This is a genomic window from Geobacillus sp. 47C-IIb, from assembly GCF_014679705.1.
GTDB lineage: Bacteria > Bacillota > Bacilli > Bacillales > Anoxybacillaceae > Geobacillus > Geobacillus thermodenitrificans.
This window is the reverse complement of sequence record NZ_CP061473.1, coordinates 1191635-1208797: the sequence shown is the minus strand read 5'-3', so window position 1 is coordinate 1208797 and position 17163 is coordinate 1191635. Positions and strand designations below refer to the sequence as shown.

General features: G+C 53.4%; 18 protein-coding genes and 1 other annotated feature. Of the genes, 12 read left to right on the top strand and 6 right to left on the bottom strand.

Going from position 1 to position 17163, the window contains the following annotated elements:
• Positions 1–11 precede the first annotated feature (11 nt).
• Positions 12–533, bottom strand: a complete 522-nt coding sequence (locus IC804_RS06065) for a gamma carbonic anhydrase (RefSeq protein ID WP_008880951.1) — start codon at positions 531–533, stop codon at positions 12–14.
• A 172-nt stretch (positions 534–705) separates the two neighbouring features.
• Here IC804_RS06065 and IC804_RS06060 point away from each other — a divergent pair, with 172 nt between their 5' ends.
• Entirely contained in the window at positions 706–1788 is a 1083-nt protein-coding gene (locus tag IC804_RS06060) for a tetraprenyl-beta-curcumene synthase family protein (RefSeq protein WP_029760568.1), read from the top strand.
• A gap of 52 nt (positions 1789–1840) precedes the next feature.
• On the opposite strand, the gene IC804_RS06055 is transcribed toward IC804_RS06060, so the two are convergent.
• On the bottom strand, positions 1841–2413 hold the full coding sequence (locus IC804_RS06055) for a tRNA 5-(aminomethyl)-2-thiouridylate-methyltransferase MnmM (RefSeq protein WP_029760569.1): 573 nt from the start codon (positions 2411–2413) through the stop codon (positions 1841–1843).
• Positions 2410–3369 (bottom strand): tRNA modification radical SAM protein MnmL/YtqA, encoded by a 960-nt coding sequence (locus tag IC804_RS06050; protein ID WP_008880948.1) that lies wholly within the window; start codon positions 3367–3369, stop codon positions 2410–2412. The genes IC804_RS06055 and IC804_RS06050 overlap by 4 nt, the downstream gene beginning before the upstream one ends.
• A gap of 158 nt (positions 3370–3527) precedes the next feature.
• On the opposite strand from IC804_RS06050, the gene IC804_RS06045 reads away from it, so the two are divergent.
• The 6 genes from IC804_RS06045 (at position 3528) to IC804_RS06020 (ending at position 8994) form a co-directional block, all read left to right on the top strand.
• Positions 3528–3791 carry a YtzC family protein gene (locus tag IC804_RS06045; protein ID WP_011888007.1) on the top strand — a complete coding sequence of 88 codons (264 nt, stop codon included), beginning with the start codon at positions 3528–3530 and terminating at the stop codon, positions 3789–3791.
• A gap of 129 nt (positions 3792–3920) precedes the next feature.
• Complete coding sequence (locus IC804_RS06040; protein ID WP_008880945.1) at positions 3921–4085, top strand: hypothetical protein; 165 nt, start codon at positions 3921–3923, stop codon at positions 4083–4085.
• Between the two features lie 116 nt (positions 4086–4201).
• Complete coding sequence (locus IC804_RS06035; RefSeq protein WP_008880944.1) at positions 4202–5401, top strand: MDR family MFS transporter; 1200 nt, start codon at positions 4202–4204, stop codon at positions 5399–5401.
• Positions 5402–5480: 79 nt separating this feature from the next.
• Positions 5481–5705 (top strand) — a binding site (T-box leader).
• Between the two features lie 76 nt (positions 5706–5781).
• On the top strand, positions 5782–8199 hold the full coding sequence (leuS, locus tag IC804_RS06030; RefSeq protein WP_008880943.1) for a leucine--tRNA ligase: 2418 nt from the start codon (positions 5782–5784) through the stop codon (positions 8197–8199).
• A 63-nt stretch (positions 8200–8262) separates the two neighbouring features.
• Positions 8263–8577, top strand: coding sequence for a rhodanese-like domain-containing protein (locus IC804_RS06025; protein ID WP_029760579.1), 315 nt, complete (start codon positions 8263–8265; stop codon positions 8575–8577).
• A gap of 237 nt (positions 8578–8814) precedes the next feature.
• Complete coding sequence (locus IC804_RS06020) at positions 8815–8994, top strand: sporulation protein Cse60 (protein WP_008880941.1); 180 nt, start codon at positions 8815–8817, stop codon at positions 8992–8994.
• Between the two features lie 132 nt (positions 8995–9126).
• On the opposite strand, the gene IC804_RS06015 is transcribed toward IC804_RS06020, so the two are convergent.
• The gene (locus tag IC804_RS06015) at positions 9127–10428 is read right to left on the bottom strand and encodes a BaiN/RdsA family NAD(P)/FAD-dependent oxidoreductase (RefSeq protein WP_060476121.1); all 1302 of its coding nucleotides are present in this window, start codon (positions 10426–10428) and stop codon (positions 9127–9129) included.
• Positions 10429–10542: 114 nt separating this feature from the next.
• Here IC804_RS06015 and IC804_RS06010 point away from each other — a divergent pair, with 114 nt between their 5' ends.
• Positions 10543–12168 (top strand): putative polysaccharide biosynthesis protein, encoded by a 1626-nt coding sequence (locus tag IC804_RS06010; RefSeq protein WP_060476120.1) that lies wholly within the window; start codon positions 10543–10545, stop codon positions 12166–12168.
• Positions 12169–12273: 105 nt separating this feature from the next.
• On the opposite strand, the gene IC804_RS06005 is transcribed toward IC804_RS06010, so the two are convergent.
• Positions 12274–12474: a prefoldin domain-containing protein gene (locus IC804_RS06005; RefSeq protein ID WP_008880938.1), complete on the bottom strand. Its 201-nt coding sequence runs from the start codon at positions 12472–12474 to the stop codon at positions 12274–12276.
• Positions 12475–12576: 102 nt separating this feature from the next.
• Here IC804_RS06005 and IC804_RS06000 point away from each other — a divergent pair, with 102 nt between their 5' ends.
• Positions 12577–13323 carry a pseudouridine synthase gene (locus IC804_RS06000; protein WP_008880937.1) on the top strand — a complete coding sequence of 249 codons (747 nt, stop codon included), beginning with the start codon at positions 12577–12579 and terminating at the stop codon, positions 13321–13323.
• A gap of 97 nt (positions 13324–13420) precedes the next feature.
• Here the strand turns inward: IC804_RS06000 and IC804_RS05995 are convergent, their stop codons facing one another.
• Complete coding sequence (locus tag IC804_RS05995; RefSeq protein WP_008880936.1) at positions 13421–13642, bottom strand: DeoR family transcriptional regulator; 222 nt, start codon at positions 13640–13642, stop codon at positions 13421–13423.
• Between the two features lie 249 nt (positions 13643–13891).
• Between IC804_RS05995 and pepV the strand changes: the two genes are divergently transcribed.
• From pepV to thpR, 3 genes are all read left to right on the top strand, one after another.
• Positions 13892–15304, top strand: coding sequence for a dipeptidase PepV (gene pepV / locus IC804_RS05990; protein ID WP_078172648.1), 1413 nt, complete (start codon positions 13892–13894; stop codon positions 15302–15304).
• 82 nt (positions 15305–15386) lie between these two features.
• Positions 15387–16583 (top strand): MFS transporter, encoded by a 1197-nt coding sequence (locus IC804_RS05985; protein ID WP_060476119.1) that lies wholly within the window; start codon positions 15387–15389, stop codon positions 16581–16583.
• A complete protein-coding gene (gene thpR, locus IC804_RS05980; protein WP_060476118.1) occupies positions 16580–17158 on the top strand; it encodes an RNA 2',3'-cyclic phosphodiesterase in 579 nt (192 codons plus the stop codon). The genes IC804_RS05985 and thpR overlap by 4 nt, the downstream gene beginning before the upstream one ends.
• Positions 17159–17163: the final 5 nt, after the last annotated feature.

Genomic DNA, 17163 nt, shown 5'->3' with positions numbered 1-17163 from the left:
AAGATGGCAGGTCAGCTTCTGTTTTGTTGGAGCGCCTTGTAATATTGTCCTTTTTCTACATATTCGCGGCGGATGCGTTCCATTTCGCGGAAATCGTCTTCCGTCAGCTCGCGGACGACTTTCGCCGGCCGGCCGAGGGCGAGCACGTTCGGCGGGATTTTTTTGCCGGGCGGCACTAAGCTGCCGGCGCCGATAAACGCTCCTTCGCCGATTTCCGCACGGTCAAGAATGATCGAGCCCATGCCGATGAGGGCGTGTTTCCGGACGATGGCGCTGTGCAAAATGACTTGATGGCCCACGGTCACGCCGTCTTCAATGATGAGCGGATTGTTTGGACTTTGATGCAAAATTGAGTTATCTTGAATATTGACCCGGTTGCCGATAATGGTCGGCGCCACGTCACCGCGAATGACGGTGTTAAACCAGATGCTCGTCTCCTCGCCGATCGTGACATCGCCGGTGATCGTCACATAATCGGCGATAAAGGCGGACGGGGCAATTTGCGGTGTTTTTCCTTTGTATGGATAAATCATCGCTTTCGTTCCTTTCTTTTGCGAAATCGTCAGCTCATTCTTATTTTACAAAGTTGTCTGCCGTTCGTAAACGGAATGAAATAGATGATGACCAAAGCAGTTTTCCACAGTTGTAGAGATGGAAATACTAGGAGATGAAAAAAGCACTGTTTTTGCGCCCGAGGTGAGCCCATTGAAAATCCCGACACATCCCATTGCGTTAATGAAAATGGTATATCGTGACGTGTTTCCCCTTGTCCATCGCGAGCTTTCCTATTGGCGGCAGCGGGCGGAGCGCATTCCTGACCCGGAGTTGCGCCGGCAAGCGTTAGCAAGCATCGCGTCGAAAACGTTCCATTGTGAAGGCGGCGCGATTTTGGCGCTTTTGGCTCGGGAAAAATTAGAAGCATGCATTCGCTTTATCGTCGCGTATCAGACGATTAGCGATTACTTAGATAACTTGTGCGACCGGAGCACATCGCTTGATCCGCTCGATTTTCGCGCCTTGCATGATTCAATGCCGGATGCGCTCACCATTGGGGCAGAGCCGTCCAACTATTACCGCTACCGCCGTGAGCAGGAAGACGGCGGCTATTTACCGGATCTTGTGCGCACATGCCAAGAGGTGCTCGCGACAGTGCGACATTACGAAACGATCGTTCCGTTTTTGCATGAGCTTGCCGGATATTATTGCGACTTGCAAGTACATAAACATGTCGACACAAAAGAGCGCGTGCCGCGGCTGGAGAGATGGTTTGCCCAATACAAAGACAGCTTGCCGCCGATGGAATGGTATGAGTTTTCCGCCTGTTCCGGCTCGACGCTCGGCATTTTTTGCCTTGTGGCGTACGCCTTTGGCGAGTCGATGCCGCCGGAGATGGCAAAACAAGTGCGCGACGGTTATTTTCCGTACATTCAAGGGCTGCACATTTTGCTTGACTATTTGATCGATCAGGAAGAAGATCGCGAAGGCGGCGATTTGAACTTTTGCTTTTACTATCCGAATGAAACCGTGCTGCTGGAACGGCTTTGCCACTTTATTGAAGAAGCGGACCGCCATGTCGGCACGCTGCCGCATGGCAAGTTCCATCGCTTGATTCATCGCGGCTTGCTTGGTCTGTATTTGTCCGATGAGAAAGTGAAAAAACAGCGCGCCTTGCGCCGGCTGGCGCGTCAACTCGTCCGCGCCGGCGGGGCGGCATCGCAGTTTTTTTATTGGAACGGAAAAGCGTATCGCTTTTGGCAGGAGAAACAAAAACGGCTGTCTTTTTCATAAAGACAGCCGTTTATTGCTTGATGATGGATCGGCGAAAGGGAGACGTCTCCGCCTATCGCTTTTCGAGCGCGATAATAAACGGCGGATCGTTGCGCCGATTCAAGAATTCGTATTTGAGTACGTGGGTGTGTTGCTGGTCGAGGGAACGCACATAATCAAGCAACGCGTCACGTTCGATTTTTCCTTCCGGATGGCCGTGGTAAACGACAAGAACGATGACGCCGCCCGGCTTCATGATGGAAAGAAGCTGTTCGACCGCCTGAATCGTCGATTCCGGTTGGGTGACAATCTGTTTATCACCGCCCGGCAAATAGCCGAGGTTGAAAACGGCGCCGGCAATCCGTCCATACACATCGCTAGGAAGCGCTGTGAGCAGCTCGCTATGGCTTTGTTGGAATAACGTGACCCGGTCGTGCAGCCCGTGTTCAGAAAGGCGGGCTGTTGTCGCTGTGATGGCCTCCGGTTGAATGTCAAATCCGAACACATGTCCGCTATCACCGACGAGTTCCGCAAGGTAGACGGTGTCATGGCCGTTGCCGACCGTTGCGTCGATGGCAAGATCGCCTTCTGTGACGGCACGTTCAAGCAAAAAGCGGGCAAACGGCAAAATGTTCATCAATGTCATCGGGCCGTCACCTCTTGTTTGTACCGTTTTCCTTGATAGCTGTTGCGCCGCTTGAGTTCGGCGTCAATGGCGTTTAACACTTCCCATTTGTTGGCGCTCCACATCGGACCAATGAGCAAGTCGATCGGCCCGTCGCCGGTGATGCGATGCACGACCATCTCCGGTGGCAGCACTTCAAGCTGGTCGCACACGAGATGGACGTATTCGTCAAACGTTAAAAACTTCACGAGCCCTTTTTCATATTGCTTCACCATCGGTGTCCCTTTTAATAAATGAAGCAAATGGATTTTGATGCCTTGCACGTCCATGGCGGCGACGGTTTTGGCTGTTTCCATCATCATGTCGTACGTCTCAAGTGGCAAGCCGTTAATGAGATGGACACAGACACGGATGCCGTGCCGGCGCAGTTTTTGTACGCCATCGACAAAACATTGGAAATCATGCGCCCGGTTGATCAGTTGCGCCGTCCGCTCGTGGATCGTTTGCAAACCGAGTTCGACCCATAAATACGTCCGTTCGTTCAATTCCGCTAAATAATCGACGACCTCATCCGGCAGGCAGTCGGGGCGCGTGGCGATGGACAGGCCGACGACTCCGTCAAGGCCGAGCACGGTTTCGTATTTTTCACGCAGCACCTCGACGGGGGCGTGTGTATTGGTGAACGCTTGAAAGTACGCCAAATATTTGCCGTCTTTCCACTTTTGATGCATTTTTTCCTTAATCGTATGAAATTGCGTCACTAAATCATCGGCCCGGTTGCCGGCAAAGTCGCCTGATCCGGCAGCGCTGCAAAATGTACACCCTCCGTACGCCACCGTCCCGTCGCGGTTCGGGCAATCAAAGCCGCCATCAAGCGCGACTTTAAACACTTTATGTCCGAACGTCTGGCGTAAATGATAGTTCCACGTATGATACCGTTTATGGTCGTTTGTATATGGAAACGGGTTTGCCTGCATGAATACCGCTTCCCTCCTTGCTTTGAAAAAATCCCACCATCCTTGCATTGTACCATGAATGGCGGCAAAAAGCGATCGCTGCCAATCATTGACGTGATACGGATGACGCCGGCGGCGCATAGTAAACATGAGGGAACATCATGAAAAGAGGTGAACGCATGGCAACAAGACAATCGGTCGAGGAGTTTTTGCAGCGGTGTGAAGATGTGATCCGCTTTGCGAAAGAGCAATATACAGAAGCGCAAAAACAAGAACATTATAATCTCATTGAATATACAAACGCCCAGCAAATGCTCGAGCAAACCGTCAACGATTTGGCGCACTTGGCGTTAAGCTGCAACGCCCAGCAGCGCGAGCAGCTGCATCGGATGCGGCTTCAGCTTGAGCAACTGCAAAACGAAATGATTTTGCTTGACCGCTAAAAGGCGGTGTCAATGAACGCCCTTGATGGGGAGGGGGAAGCGTTTCCGAAGTTGGGCGCCCCGTCCCCTGGCAAAGGGGAGAAGAGAAGGCAAAATGCGACACGAAAAAAGAAGGGAGGATGATGCGACATGAAGCGGCGTCTGAAACAAACGAACCCGGAACAGAAAACACGCAACGGTCAAAACAATAACGATCTCGAGCTGGGCCAAGATTTCGATCCGGTCAAACTGGCGAAAAAACAATACGAACAAACAGGCGGCCAGCCGGTTCGCTCCAAGCAGCGGAACGGATGAAGCATGGTGAACAAACGAGGGGGCATCACGTTGCCCTCTTTTTTATTGCTTTTTTTTCCTTTCCCCTCTACAATTATTTTGGGAAACGAAATAAATCAAGCAAAGGATGATGACCGATGCCCCGCGCGCTTTGGTGGCTGCTTATCGGTATGGTGCTCAATGTGACAGGGGGGTCATTTTTATGGCCGCTCAATACGATTTATTTGCACGAACAGCTTGGCCAACCGCTGGCGGTGGCGGGAGCGGTGCTGATGCTCAACTCAGGGGGCAGCGTCATCGGCAGCTTAGTCGGCGGTGTTTTGTTTGATCGGATCGGCGGGTTTCGCGCCCTTCTTGTCGGGGCATGTTCGACGGTGGTCGCTTCGGCTGCTTTGAGCGTTTGGCACGGCTGGCCGCATTATGCGGTGTTTTTGGCGCTTCTTGGCATCGGCAGCGGCATCGTTTTTCCGGTGTCATCGGCGTATGCGGGGGCGATTTGGCCGGAAGGGGGACGGCGGGCGTTCAACGCCTTGTATGTCGCGCAAAACCTCGGTGTCGCCGTCGGTTCGGCGCTCGGCGGGTTTGTTGCTTCGTATTCTTTTTCGTTCGTTTTTTTCGCCAATCTGTTGTTGTATGTTGCGTTTTTGTTGATTGTCGTGGTCGGATTGCGGCGTATCCCGCTTTTGCCCCCGCCGAAAACAAAACGAGCTGCAGAAGTCAAAACATCGACATCCCGCGCCGTCGGATGGGCGCTCGCTCTCCTTTGCGTCGGCTATGGATTGTGTTGGATCGGCTATGTCCAATGGTCGACGACGATCGCCGTTTATATGCGAGAGTTTCATTTGTCAGTCCGGCAATATAGCTTGCTTTGGACGATCAACGGCGCGTTGATCGTCTTGGCGCAGCCGTTGCTGTCGCGGGTGATTCGACGCTTCATGCCGGGGATGAAACGACAAATGGTGATCGGGTTTGCCATTTTCGCCGTTTCGTTTGCCATGCTGTTTGGCGCCGATTCGCTCGGTGAGTTTGTCGCCTCAATGGTGGTCATCACTATCGCTGAGATGGTTGTCTGGCCGGTGATTCCAACGGTCGTGAACGAACTGGCGCCACAAGGGAAGGCTGGATTTTATCAAGGAATCGTCAACGGCACGGCGATGGTCGGACGGATGATCGGACCGGTCATCGGCGGGTGGGTCGCTGATGAATTAGGAATGAAACCGCTCATCGGGCTGCTCGTTGCGTTTGCGTTGTTAGCGGTAGCCGCGTCGCTGTTGTACGACCGCTGGCTGCCGAAGCCGGTCGGGAAGGCCGAGAAAAAAACGACGGCGACTGTATAGATTTCGACTTGCAATTGATCGACAAATTTTTTAAAATAATAATTAAATTTGTTGTTTCGAACGCAAAGGAAGGATAAAGCGAATAACGGTGAAGAGGAGCAGTAACGGGCCTGGCGGACGGCAGAGAGTTGACGGTCGGTGCGAGTCAACCGAAGCCGGCTCGTGAACTCGCCTCGGAGTTGCAGGTGCGAGCGGTCGCGGCCTCGTAGCACTTGCCGTGAATCTGCGTTAAGGAGCAAAGCGGGTGCGCCATTGGCGCGCCAAAAAGGGTGGTACCGCGGGAATTGTGCCTCTCGTCCCTTTTCATTGGGATGGGAGGTTTTTTTATATATATTTCCGTCAATGATGCAAAGTAGAAATCGATGAGGAGGAGTGCGACGATGAGTTTCAACCATCGCGAAATTGAGAAAAAGTGGCAGGATTATTGGGAACAGCATAAAACGTTCCGCACCCCGGATGAAAGCGATAAACCGAAGTTTTACGTGTTGGATATGTTTCCGTATCCGTCTGGCGCTGGCTTGCACGTCGGCCATCCGGAAGGGTATACGGCGACCGATATTTTGGCGCGCATGAAGCGGATGCAAGGGTACAATGTCCTTCACCCGATGGGGTGGGACGCGTTCGGATTGCCGGCAGAACAATATGCGCTCGATACCGGCAACGACCCGGCCGAATTTACGCAAAAAAACATCGACAACTTCCGCCGGCAAATTAAGTCGCTTGGTTTTTCGTATGACTGGGATCGGGAAATTAACACGACTGATCCGAACTATTACAAATGGACGCAATGGATTTTCTTGAAGCTGTATGAAAAAGGGCTCGCCTACATGGACGAAGTACCGGTCAACTGGTGTCCGGCGCTTGGCACCGTGCTGGCGAACGAAGAAGTCATCAACGGCCGGAGCGAGCGCGGTGGGCATCCGGTCATCCGCAAGCCGATGCGGCAATGGATGCTGAAAATTACCGCCTATGCCGACCGGCTGCTCGAAGATTTGGAGGAGCTTGACTGGCCGGAAAGCATTAAAGAAATGCAACGCAACTGGATCGGCCGTTCAGAAGGGGCGGAAATTGAGTTTGCTGTCGACGGCCATGACGAGTCGTTCACAGTATTTACGACGCGGCCAGATACGCTGTTTGGCGCCACGTACGCAGTGTTGGCTCCGGAACATCCGCTTGTTGAGAAAATTACAACGCCGGAGCAAAAACCAGCCGTTGATGCTTACTTAAAAGAAGTGCAAAGCAAAAGCGACCTCGAGCGCACCGACTTGGCGAAAGAAAAAACAGGCGTGTTCACTGGTGCGTACGCCATCCATCCAGTTACCGGCGACAAGCTGCCGATTTGGATCGCCGACTACGTGTTGATGGGCTACGGCACTGGGGCGATCATGGCTGTACCGGCGCACGATGAGCGCGACTACGAGTTTGCGAAAACATTCAACTTGCCGATTAAAGAAGTCGTTGCCGGCGGGAATGTCGAAAACGAGCCGTACACTGGCGACGGGGAGCACATCAACTCTGAGTTTTTGAACGGCTTGAACAAACAAGAAGCGATTGAAAAAATGATCGCCTGGCTTGAAGAAAACGGAAAAGGACAAAAGAAAGTGTCGTACCGGCTGCGCGACTGGTTGTTCAGCCGCCAGCGCTACTGGGGTGAGCCGATTCCGGTCATCCATTGGGAAGACGGGACGATGACGACGGTGCCGGAAGAAGAATTGCCGCTTGTCTTGCCGAAAACGGATGAAATTAAACCGTCGGGAACGGGTGAATCGCCGCTCGCCAACATCGAAGAATGGGTCAATGTTGTTGATCCGAAAACCGGGAAAAAAGGGCGGCGTGAAACAAACACGATGCCGCAATGGGCGGGAAGCTGCTGGTATTATTTGCGCTACATCGACCCGCATAACGACAAACAGCTCGCCGATCCGGAAAAGTTGAAACAATGGCTGCCGGTTGACGTCTACATCGGCGGGGCGGAGCATGCGGTCTTGCACTTGCTGTACGCTCGCTTCTGGCATAAAGTGTTGTACGACCTTGGCATCGTGCCGACGAAAGAGCCGTTCCAAAAGCTGTTTAACCAAGGGATGATCTTAGGCGAAAACAATGAAAAAATGAGCAAATCGAAAGGCAATGTCGTCAACCCGGATGATATCGTCGAAAGCCATGGCGCGGATACGTTGCGGCTGTATGAAATGTTTATGGGGCCGCTTGAAGCGTCGATCGCCTGGTCGACGAAAGGGCTTGACGGAGCGCGCCGTTTCTTAGAGCGCGTCTGGCGCCTGTTTGTCACCGAAGATGGTCAACTGAACCCGAACATCGTTGACGAGCCAGCGAACGATACGCTCGAGCGCGTCTACCATCAAACGGTGAAAAAGGTGACGGAAGACTACGAAGCGCTGCGCTTCAACACTGCCATTTCGCAGCTGATGGTGTTCATTAACGAAGCGTATAAAGCGGAGCAGATGAAAAAAGAATATATGGAAGGGTTCGTCAAGCTCTTATCGCCGGTTTGCCCGCATATTGGCGAAGAGCTCTGGCAAAAGCTCGGCCATACTGACACCATCGCCTATGAACCATGGCCGACATATGACGAAGCGAAACTCGTCGAAGACGTCGTTGAAATCGTCATCCAAATCAATGGCAAAGTGCGGGCGAAACTGAACGTGCCGGCGGACTTATCGAAAGAGGCGCTAGAAGAACGGGCGCTCGCCGATGAAAAAATTAAAGAGCAGCTTGCAGGGAAAACGGTGCGTAAGGTGATCACTGTCCCTGGTAAGCTCGTCAATATCGTCGCCAACTAACGAGACGGGTGGGGCGGGCAGTCCGCTGCCACCCTCTTATATGGATGAAAGGAGCGAACTTGGATGGAAGAAATCAAGGAAATCACCGCGGCGGAAGTGAAAGAAAAGCTTGAACGCGGCGAAAAGCTGAACATTGTCGATGTGCGTGAAGACGAGGAAGTCGCTCTCGGCATGATTCCAGGTGCCAAACATATCAAAATGGGCGATATTCCGAACCGATTGGACGAACTCGACAAGGAGGAAGAATACATTTTCGTCTGCCGCTCCGGGCGGCGGAGCGAAAACGTCTGCCGCTATTTGCAGGAGCTTGGCTACCGCGTCTGCAACATGATCGGCGGCATGCTCGAGTGGGAAGGGGAAACAGTGACGAAGCAATAATGTGACGGTTCCGCTTAGCCGGTCAACCGGCAGGCGGGGCGATTGGCAGACGGACAAAAAACGGCATGGCCGGTAAAGACGGCCTGCCGTTTTTTTTCGCTTCACGCTGCTTGTTACGTGCCGCCCTACCGATCCGTCAACTCAGTGAAAAGGAGAAGGCGAGCCCGTTTCGTTCCTTAGGCAGGAACTTTCCCTTGCCTTGTGGAAATGGAAAAAGAAAAACGGAGGGCGATCGCCATGTATAAAGTGAAAGTGTTTGACAAAGAACATGAAAAAGATTTAGAGGCGGCCGTCAATGATTTTTTAGCCCGCTTGAAAGACGGGCAGTTGATTGATGTCAAATACAGCGTGGCGGCGATGGAATCAGAGGGCGAGCAAATTTATTGCTTTTCTGCCATGGTCATTTACCGGACGTAATTTGCCGGGCCGCCCCGGTTGCAGGCGGAGCCGGAAGGTCGAGCTGTCTGTAAGAGGCTTTCCAGCTTTCTGTCAGCCGTTGTCCACCCCGGCGGTGGGAAAGCGGCTGCGCCTAGTTTGGTATGCCGTCAATCAACGGCTGTCCGCGCCGATGCTTCCTCTGCTTTTCACTTCCAACGCATAGCGAGCGGCGTTCATGCCGGCGAGCCGCCCGGTCACCAAGGCGGCGGTGATGTTGTAGCCGCCCGTATAGCCGTGGATGTCCAAAATTTCGCCGCAAAAATATAGACCGCCCATACATTTGGATGCCATCGTTTTTGGCTCAATTTCTTTCACTGACACACCGCCTCCGGTCACGAACGCTTTTTCGATGGACAGCGTGCCATGGACGTGAAACGTAAACTGTTTGCAACAGCGGACGAACGCCCGCAGCGCTTCATGACTCACCGTTCCGGCGGCCGCTTGCAGGTCGATGCCGCTTCGCTCCAGCAAAAAGGCGGCGTATCGTTCCGGCAGCACCGTTTTGGCGATGTTTTTTACCGCTTTTTTCGGTTCTTGTTTGCATAATTTGGCTAAGCGTTGAAACAGCTCTTCTTGCGTGAGATCCGGCAGCGCATCGATGCTCATGGCGACCGTGCCGTCCGAAGCTTTTTTCAGCGCTTTGACAACAAATTGGCTGCAGCGGAGAGCGGCCGGGCCGGAAATACCGAAATGGGTAAACAGCATGTCCATTCGGTGGGTGATGAGCGGCTTGCCGTTCGGCTTTAAGACGCTCAGCGCCACATCGCGCAACGACAGTCCTTGCAGCGTCCGGTTTTTGATGAACGGCTCGTTCGATACGATCGGCACTTCGGTCGGAAACAGCTCAGTCACCGTATGACCGGCTTTTTCCGCCCAAGGATAGCCGTCGCCGGTTGAGCCGGTTTGCGGCACGGATTTGCCCCCGACTGCGACAACGACGGCGTTTGCTGCGATTGTCTCCCCGCTTTTTAGCTTGACGCCGACCGTTTTTCCGTGCTCATACAGAACATCCTCAACCGGCGCCTCAAGCCGGATATCGACTTTAAGCCGGCCGAGTTCGTTCACGAGTGCTGTTACGACGGATTGGGCGCTGTCGCTTTTGGGAAACATGCGGCCATGGTCTTCTTCTTTCAGCGGCACGCCAAGCCGTTCGAAAAAGCGGATGATATCTTCATTGTTAAATACGGAAAAGGCGCTGTATAAAAAGCGGCCGTTGCCGGGAATGTGGCGGACGATTTCATCGATCGGCAGCCGGTTCGTGACATTGCAGCGCCCACCGCCGGAGATGGCAAGCTTGCGCCCGAGCTTTGTTCCTTTTTCCAACAGCAGTACGTTCGCTCCTTGTTCCCCAGCAGCGATCGCCGCCATGAGCCCGGACGGGCCGCCGCCGATGATGATGACGTCATATCCCATATGGATTCCATCCTTTCGTTGTCTACAAGCAGACAATGTTTTTCGTTCCGTTGCCAACTATGATAAAATAGGAATGTTGCGATTTTCAACGTCCACGGTTAGGGAAGGGATCATATGTCAACATCGAAATTGCTGCGCGGCACATTTATTTTAACTGCTGGTGTGATGATTTCCCGCCTTCTCGGCTTGTTTTACGTCATTCCGTTTTATCACCTTGTCGGTGAGCGGGGTGGGGCGCTGTACGGATACGGCTATGTGCCTTACCAAATTTTTTTAAGTTTGGCGACGGCCGGGCTGCCGGTCGCCGTATCGAAATTTGTGTCAAAATACAATGCCCTTGAGGAATACCGCGTCGGCTATACGCTCTTTCGCTCCGGCCTCGTGCTTATGTTGGTGAGCGGTATTGCCTCATGGCTCATTTTGTACGGGCTCGCGCCCATTTTGGCTCCACATGTGATCGATGCAGAAACGAACGTCAACTCGGTCGATGACGTTGTCGCTGTCATTCGCGCGGTCAGTTTTGCGCTCATCATCGTGCCGATGATGAGCTTGATCCGCGGCTTTTTCCAAGGACACGAATCGATGGGGCCGACAGCGTTGTCGCAAGTCGTCGAACAAGTTGTGCGCATTGCCTTTTTGCTTGGGGCTTGTTATGTCATTTTACGTATGTGGGACGGCTCGATCGTCACCGCCGTGAGTGCAGCGACGTTTGCCGCGTTTGTCGGCGCCGCCGGCGGGTTGTTGGTGCTCGTTGTGTATTGGTGGAAGCGGCGTCCGTATTTGCGCTCCTTGCTCGAGCGCGACCGCGGCGAAGTGAGCGTGTCGCTCCCGGCGATGTATAAGGAGTTGCTCCTTTCTTCGATTCCGTTCGTCTTTGTCGGCTTATCGATGTCGCTTTATCAGCTCATCGATCAGTTTACGTTCAACCACGCGATGGCTGCCGCAGGGTTGGGAAAAATATCGGAACACGCATATTCGGTGTTCAATATGTGGGCGCAAAAGCTCGTCATCATCCCGGTGACGTTGGCGACCTCGTTCAGCTTGGCGCTCATTCCGACGATCACGAAAGCACATGTTGAACAAAACCGGAGGGCCATGCGGCAATATTTGAACCAGACGTTCCAAGTGCTGATGTTTTTAACGATGCCAGCGGTGATCGGCATGGCGGTGCTCGCTGGTCCGATGTACAGCTCGTTTTACAGCTATGACCCGCTCGGTGAGCAAGTGTTGCGTTGGTACGCCCCAGCGGCGATTTTGTACGCGTTATTTTCCGTGACGTCCGCGATTATGCAAGGCATTAACCAGCAGCGGTTTACGGTCATTAGTTTAGCGGCCGGCCTGCTTGTGAAACTGTCGCTTAACACACTGTTGATTATGAAATGGGCGACGGTTGGTGCCATTGTTGCGACGATGGCCGGGTATTTCGTCTCGGTGGCGTTCAACTTATGGGTGATTCAACGGTACACCCGCTATCGCTATCGTTTTGTCCTTCGCCGAACGGTGTTTATGGCCATTTTGACGGCGTTGATGTCGGTGACCGTGATGGTCGTTGCGGCGTTGGTCGGGCAGTGGGTCGATTATCGCCAGGGAACGGCGGAGGCGGTGTTCGTTGCTGCGATTGGCGTGGCGGCCGGTGCGGTGGTGTACTTGTTTCTCAGCATTCGCTCCGGGCTGTTTGTGGCGCTATTTGGCGACCGGTTTGCTTTTTGGCGTCGGAAAGAGAAAAAGGCCGTGTCATAATTCTTGCTCATCAGTTCCCGGTTTCGCTATCTGCGTTGGCAGTGGCGGATTTATGGCCAAAACGAGAAGAAGGCGGTCTTGTGATCCGCCTTCTTTCTCATCGGTTTATGCAAGGCCGAGTCGGCGCTCGATGCGATCGAGGCGTCTGTCCACCCGTTCGAGCTGCCGGTTGAGCCGTTCGACATTGCGCTCGAGCTGCTCGATGCGTCGCGCCCAGTTGGTAAATTGCCATATGGGCAAGAACTGGCCTGCTGGCTGTTGACGGTAATCGTCAAACGTCGGAACATAATAGTAATACTCGTTCATCGACACATCTCCTTTCTGTATCTTTCCCTCATAGTGTATGGTGAGGAGGCAAAAGCGGACTAGATAAACGCCCAATAGAGGAATATTTTAGGAGGGAGTTTCGTGGAACTGCGCATTGACAAGCTGCTCGCCCATATGGGCTATGGGACGAGGAAGGAAGTAAAAAAGCTGCTGAAGTCCGGCTTGGTGAAAGTGGATGGCGCTGCTGTCTATGATCCGAAAACGAAAGTGCGGCCGGACGAGCAGACGGTGACCGTCTGGGGAGAAACGGTCGAGTATAAACAGTTCATTTATTTGATGATGAACAAGCCCCCCGGCGTCATCTCAGCGACGGAAGACGCTGTGGAAGAGACGGTCGTTGATTTGCTTGAAGAGGAAGATCGGCTGTTTGACCCGTTTCCAGTCGGGCGGCTCGACAAAGACACGGAAGGGCTTCTGTTGTTGACGAATGATGGACAGCTCGCCCATCAGCTGTTGGCGCCGAAAAAACATGTGCCGAAAACGTACTTTGCCGTCATTGATGGCGAGGTGACGGAAGACGATGTGGAGGCGTTTCGGCGCGGTGTGGTGCTCGATGACGGCTATGAGACGAAGCCGGCCGAGCTTGTCGTGTTGAAATCCGGCCTGCGTTCCGATGTCGAAGTGACAATTACAGAAGGGAAATTTCATCAGGTGAAACGGATGTTTCAAGCGGTCGGCAAGCGGGTCGTTTATTTGAAACGGGTGCAAATGGGGCCGCTTTCTCTCGATCCGAATTTAGCGGTTGGCGAGTATCGGGAATTGACAGATGAAGAGGTGGAGATGCTGAAGCAATATCGGGCGGACGCGGATGAAAAAAAAGGAACCTGAGACGGTTCCTTTTTTATGAAAAAGTGAAGAATATTCGTTCGTTATGAAAAGACATTCTGCATTCATCTCTCATCCTGTTTTGCCCTGTTGGCACCGCTCAAGAAGAGATACGCACTTTTTTGTTCGTGGTCGTCCATTTGCCCTTGCTCGGGCTGCGAACGAGATCATTGTACATAAGCACGTTTAAGTCACGCTGGATTGTTCGTGGGGTGGTGCCGAACTCATCAACAAGTTCTTGGGTCGTAACCGTTCCTTTTTCGCTAATGTACATATACACGGATTTAATACGGGTAAGCATCCGGTGTGTTGAAGGTTTCAAAAGACCACTCCCTATCTTAGCATCATTCGCATGGCACAACCGACAGCTTTTAGATGAGAGATGTCTTTTATCTGTTTACTACCATTGTACACGAAATGGCTGGGGAAATGCTACCCGTTTGCACATATTCACGAAAAATTTAAACATTTTGTAGCAAAAATGAAACGAAGTTGTGACAAATGAAAAATTTTGACAACCTTTTTTTGATATGATACGTTGGCAACAAAGAGTGATAAAAAGAAAGGGAGAATGACGTTGAACATCAACTGGATTGAGGAGGCACGGAAACGGAAAGACGATTTAGTTCGCGATGTGCAAGCGCTTGTCCGCATTCCGAGCGTTCGTGATGACAGCGAGGCGCAGCCAGGAGCGCCGTTTGGACTGAAAGTGGCAGAAGCGCTCGATTATATGTTAACCCGCGGTCAAGCGGAAGGGTTTCGCGTCAAAAACGTCGACGGGTTTGCCGGACATGTGGAAATGGGACAAGGGGAGAAGCTTATCGGTGTGCTCGGCCATATCGACGTCGTGCCGCCCGGGGATGGCTGGACGGTTGATCCGTTCTCCGCTCATGTGAGGGACGGCCGCATTTACGGGCGTGGGGCCATCGATGACAAAGGGCCGACCATCGCTGCGTTTTACGCAATGAAAATCGTGAAAGAACTCGGCCTGCCGCTGAGCAAGCGGGTTCGTCTCATCATCGGAGGGGATGAGGAAAGCGATTGGCGGTGTGTCGACCATTATTTCAAGCATGAAGAGATGCCGGACATTGGGTTTGTCCCGGACGCTGATTTTCCGATTATTTATGCGGAAAAAGGGATTATTGACGCTGATTTGCAATATCGGCTGACGGGGAGCGAAGAAACGGGAGAAATGACGCTTTGCTCGTTTCAAGCAGGCCGCCGTTACAATATGGTGCCTGATGCGGCCGAAGCCGTTGTCGAAGGAGCCGGGCTGGAGGAATGGTCTAGCCGGTATGAGCGCTTTTGCCGTGACCACGGATTAAACGGGAACATCCGCCATAGCGGCGAAGCGGCTGTGCTTACGCTGGAAGGAGTGGCTGCTCATGGCGCCGAACCGGAGCGCGGCAAAAATGCCGGCGTCTACTTGGCGCAATTTTTAGCGAGCCTTCCGCTAGATGGCGGTAGCCGGCCGTTTGTCCAGTTTGTGGCGTCCTCGTTTTTCGGCGACACGCGCGGACGGAAGCTCGGTCTGGCGTATCGGGATGAGCGGAGCGGTGAGCTGACCGTGAATGTCGGCGTGTTGTCATACGACCGTGCGCAGGGCGGGACCATCGGGTTGAACATTCGCTATCCGGTGACGGCCGACGGGGAAACGATCCGTCAAACGTTGTCCAACGTGGCTGTTGAACGCGGCCTGACGCTCGGGCGTTTCCATGATACGAAACCGCATTACGTCGATCCGGATCATGAGTGGATCCGCACGCTTCAACGCATCTATGAAGAACAAACCGGTGAGCCTGGTCGGCTGTTGGCGATTGGCGGCGGCACGTATGCCCGCTCGTTGACCGCCGGGGTGGCGTTCGGTGCTTTGTTTCCTGGCCGCCCTGATGTCGCCCATCAAAAAGATGAATATGTCGAGATTGACGATTTAGTGAAAGCGACTGCCATTTACGCTCAGGCGATCTATGAGCTGGCCAAATAAACCGCTGCTTCGGAACGGCTTAAGAAATAGAATGGTTGCCCCACAAGACAGCAATGTTGTGACAAGGAAAGGGGAGAACGGGATGGAAGCAGCCTTAAAACGGGAAGCAGCGGCGCGAAAAACGGTGTTTCCGCTCTTTTATTTTCTGATCTTTTTTGCCATTGGGGCGCTGTCTCCGCTTTTGTCTGTCTATTTGCAGGAAGAAGCGCGCCTGTCGGGGACGGCCATCGGTTGGATTATGTCGCTCACCCCGATCGTGACGATGGCCGCCCAACCGCTTTGGGGCATGGTGACTGACTATACGCGCAAACCGGTCGGGATATTAATGATCACGCTCGTTTTGACGGCGTTGTTCGGACTCATGTATTCATTCGCCGGCAGTTACGAAGCCTTTGTTGCGTTGACGGTGCTGCTTTCGGCGGCGCAGAGCGCTGTCGTTCCGATTTCGGACAGCCTCGCCCTTCGCCATGTCCACGAACAGGGCGGAAACTACGGCTCCATTCGGTTATGGGGATCGATCGGCTTTGCTGTGGCGGTGTTTGTCGTCGGATGGCTATCCGAACGTATCGCCTTTGCGGTCATTTTTTATGCGTTTTCGCTTGCGATGTTAGCTGCAGCCGCGTTGACTGCTCGCCTGCCGCGCTACCGGACGGCGGTGTCGACAGGGAGGTTGACGTGGCGTGACATCGGCGGACTGCTTTCGCTCCGCCCGTTTCGACTGTTGTTGACGGCCGCGTTTTTGTTGTTCGGTCCGATTTTGGCCAACAATTCGTATTTCGGGCTGTTGATTCATGAACTCGGCGGTACGCTGACTGGCGTCGGCTTCGCCTTTTTGCTTGCTGCCGGAAGTGAGGCGCCGTTTATGAAAGCGACGGATCGGCTCATCCGCCGGTTTGGCATGGCGCGCCTACTTATTTTGGCGGCGCTAATATCGGCGGTCCGCTGGCTGTCATATGCCGCCGATCCACCGCTTTGGTTTGTCTATATGACAACGATCGTGCAAGGCTGCTCCGTTGGACTGTCGATTCCGACCGCGCTCCAATATGCGCGTCGCTTGGTGCCAGAGCGGGTGCAGGTGACGGCGGTGTCCCTTTACTCGGCAGTCAGCAACGGCCTTGGCGCTTGGTTTTGCACGCTTTTGGGCGGGTATTTGCTTGAGCGGTGGCACATTGGCACGGTTTATTTGTTTTTTGGCGCTTGCACGCTCGCTGGCGTGTTCGTATTGCTTTGGCTTGCCAAACTAGAACGAGACGACCAATCGGCAGGTGAGAGAGGATGAAACGCAACCATTATTTTATTGCCGTTCCGCTGACGGCGGAGGCGAAACAAGCGATTGCCCGTTTTGCGGGCGATATGGCATCATCGCTTCCGTTCCGTACATGGGTGCATGAACAAGACTACCATATTACCCTTGCATTTTTAGGGGATGTGCCGCCACAGAAAATGGACCTGCTATGTGAAAAGGTAGCGGCAGCCGCAGCCCGCTACGCTCCGTTTTCCCTTCAACTTGACGGGCTCGGAACGTTCGGAGAGCGCACAGCGCCCCGCATTTTTTGGCAAGGAGTCAAAGCGGAGGAAACGCTCAATGCGCTGCGGCGCGATGTGTATGAGGCTTGCTTAACGCTCGGTTTTTCTCTCGACCGGCGGCCGTTTGCCCCGCATATTACGATCGCTCGCAAATGGCAAGGCGCCGAGCCGTTTAAGCCGGAAATGCTCGGTATGCTTCCGGCGGCTTCGGCGGTGTTTTCGGTGCCGGAGATTGTGCTATACCGGACAAATATGCACCAGACGCCAAAATATGAAGTGATCGCCTCGTTTCCGCTGCTGGGTGCACCGGCGGAGGGCAACCAATAGTAGGT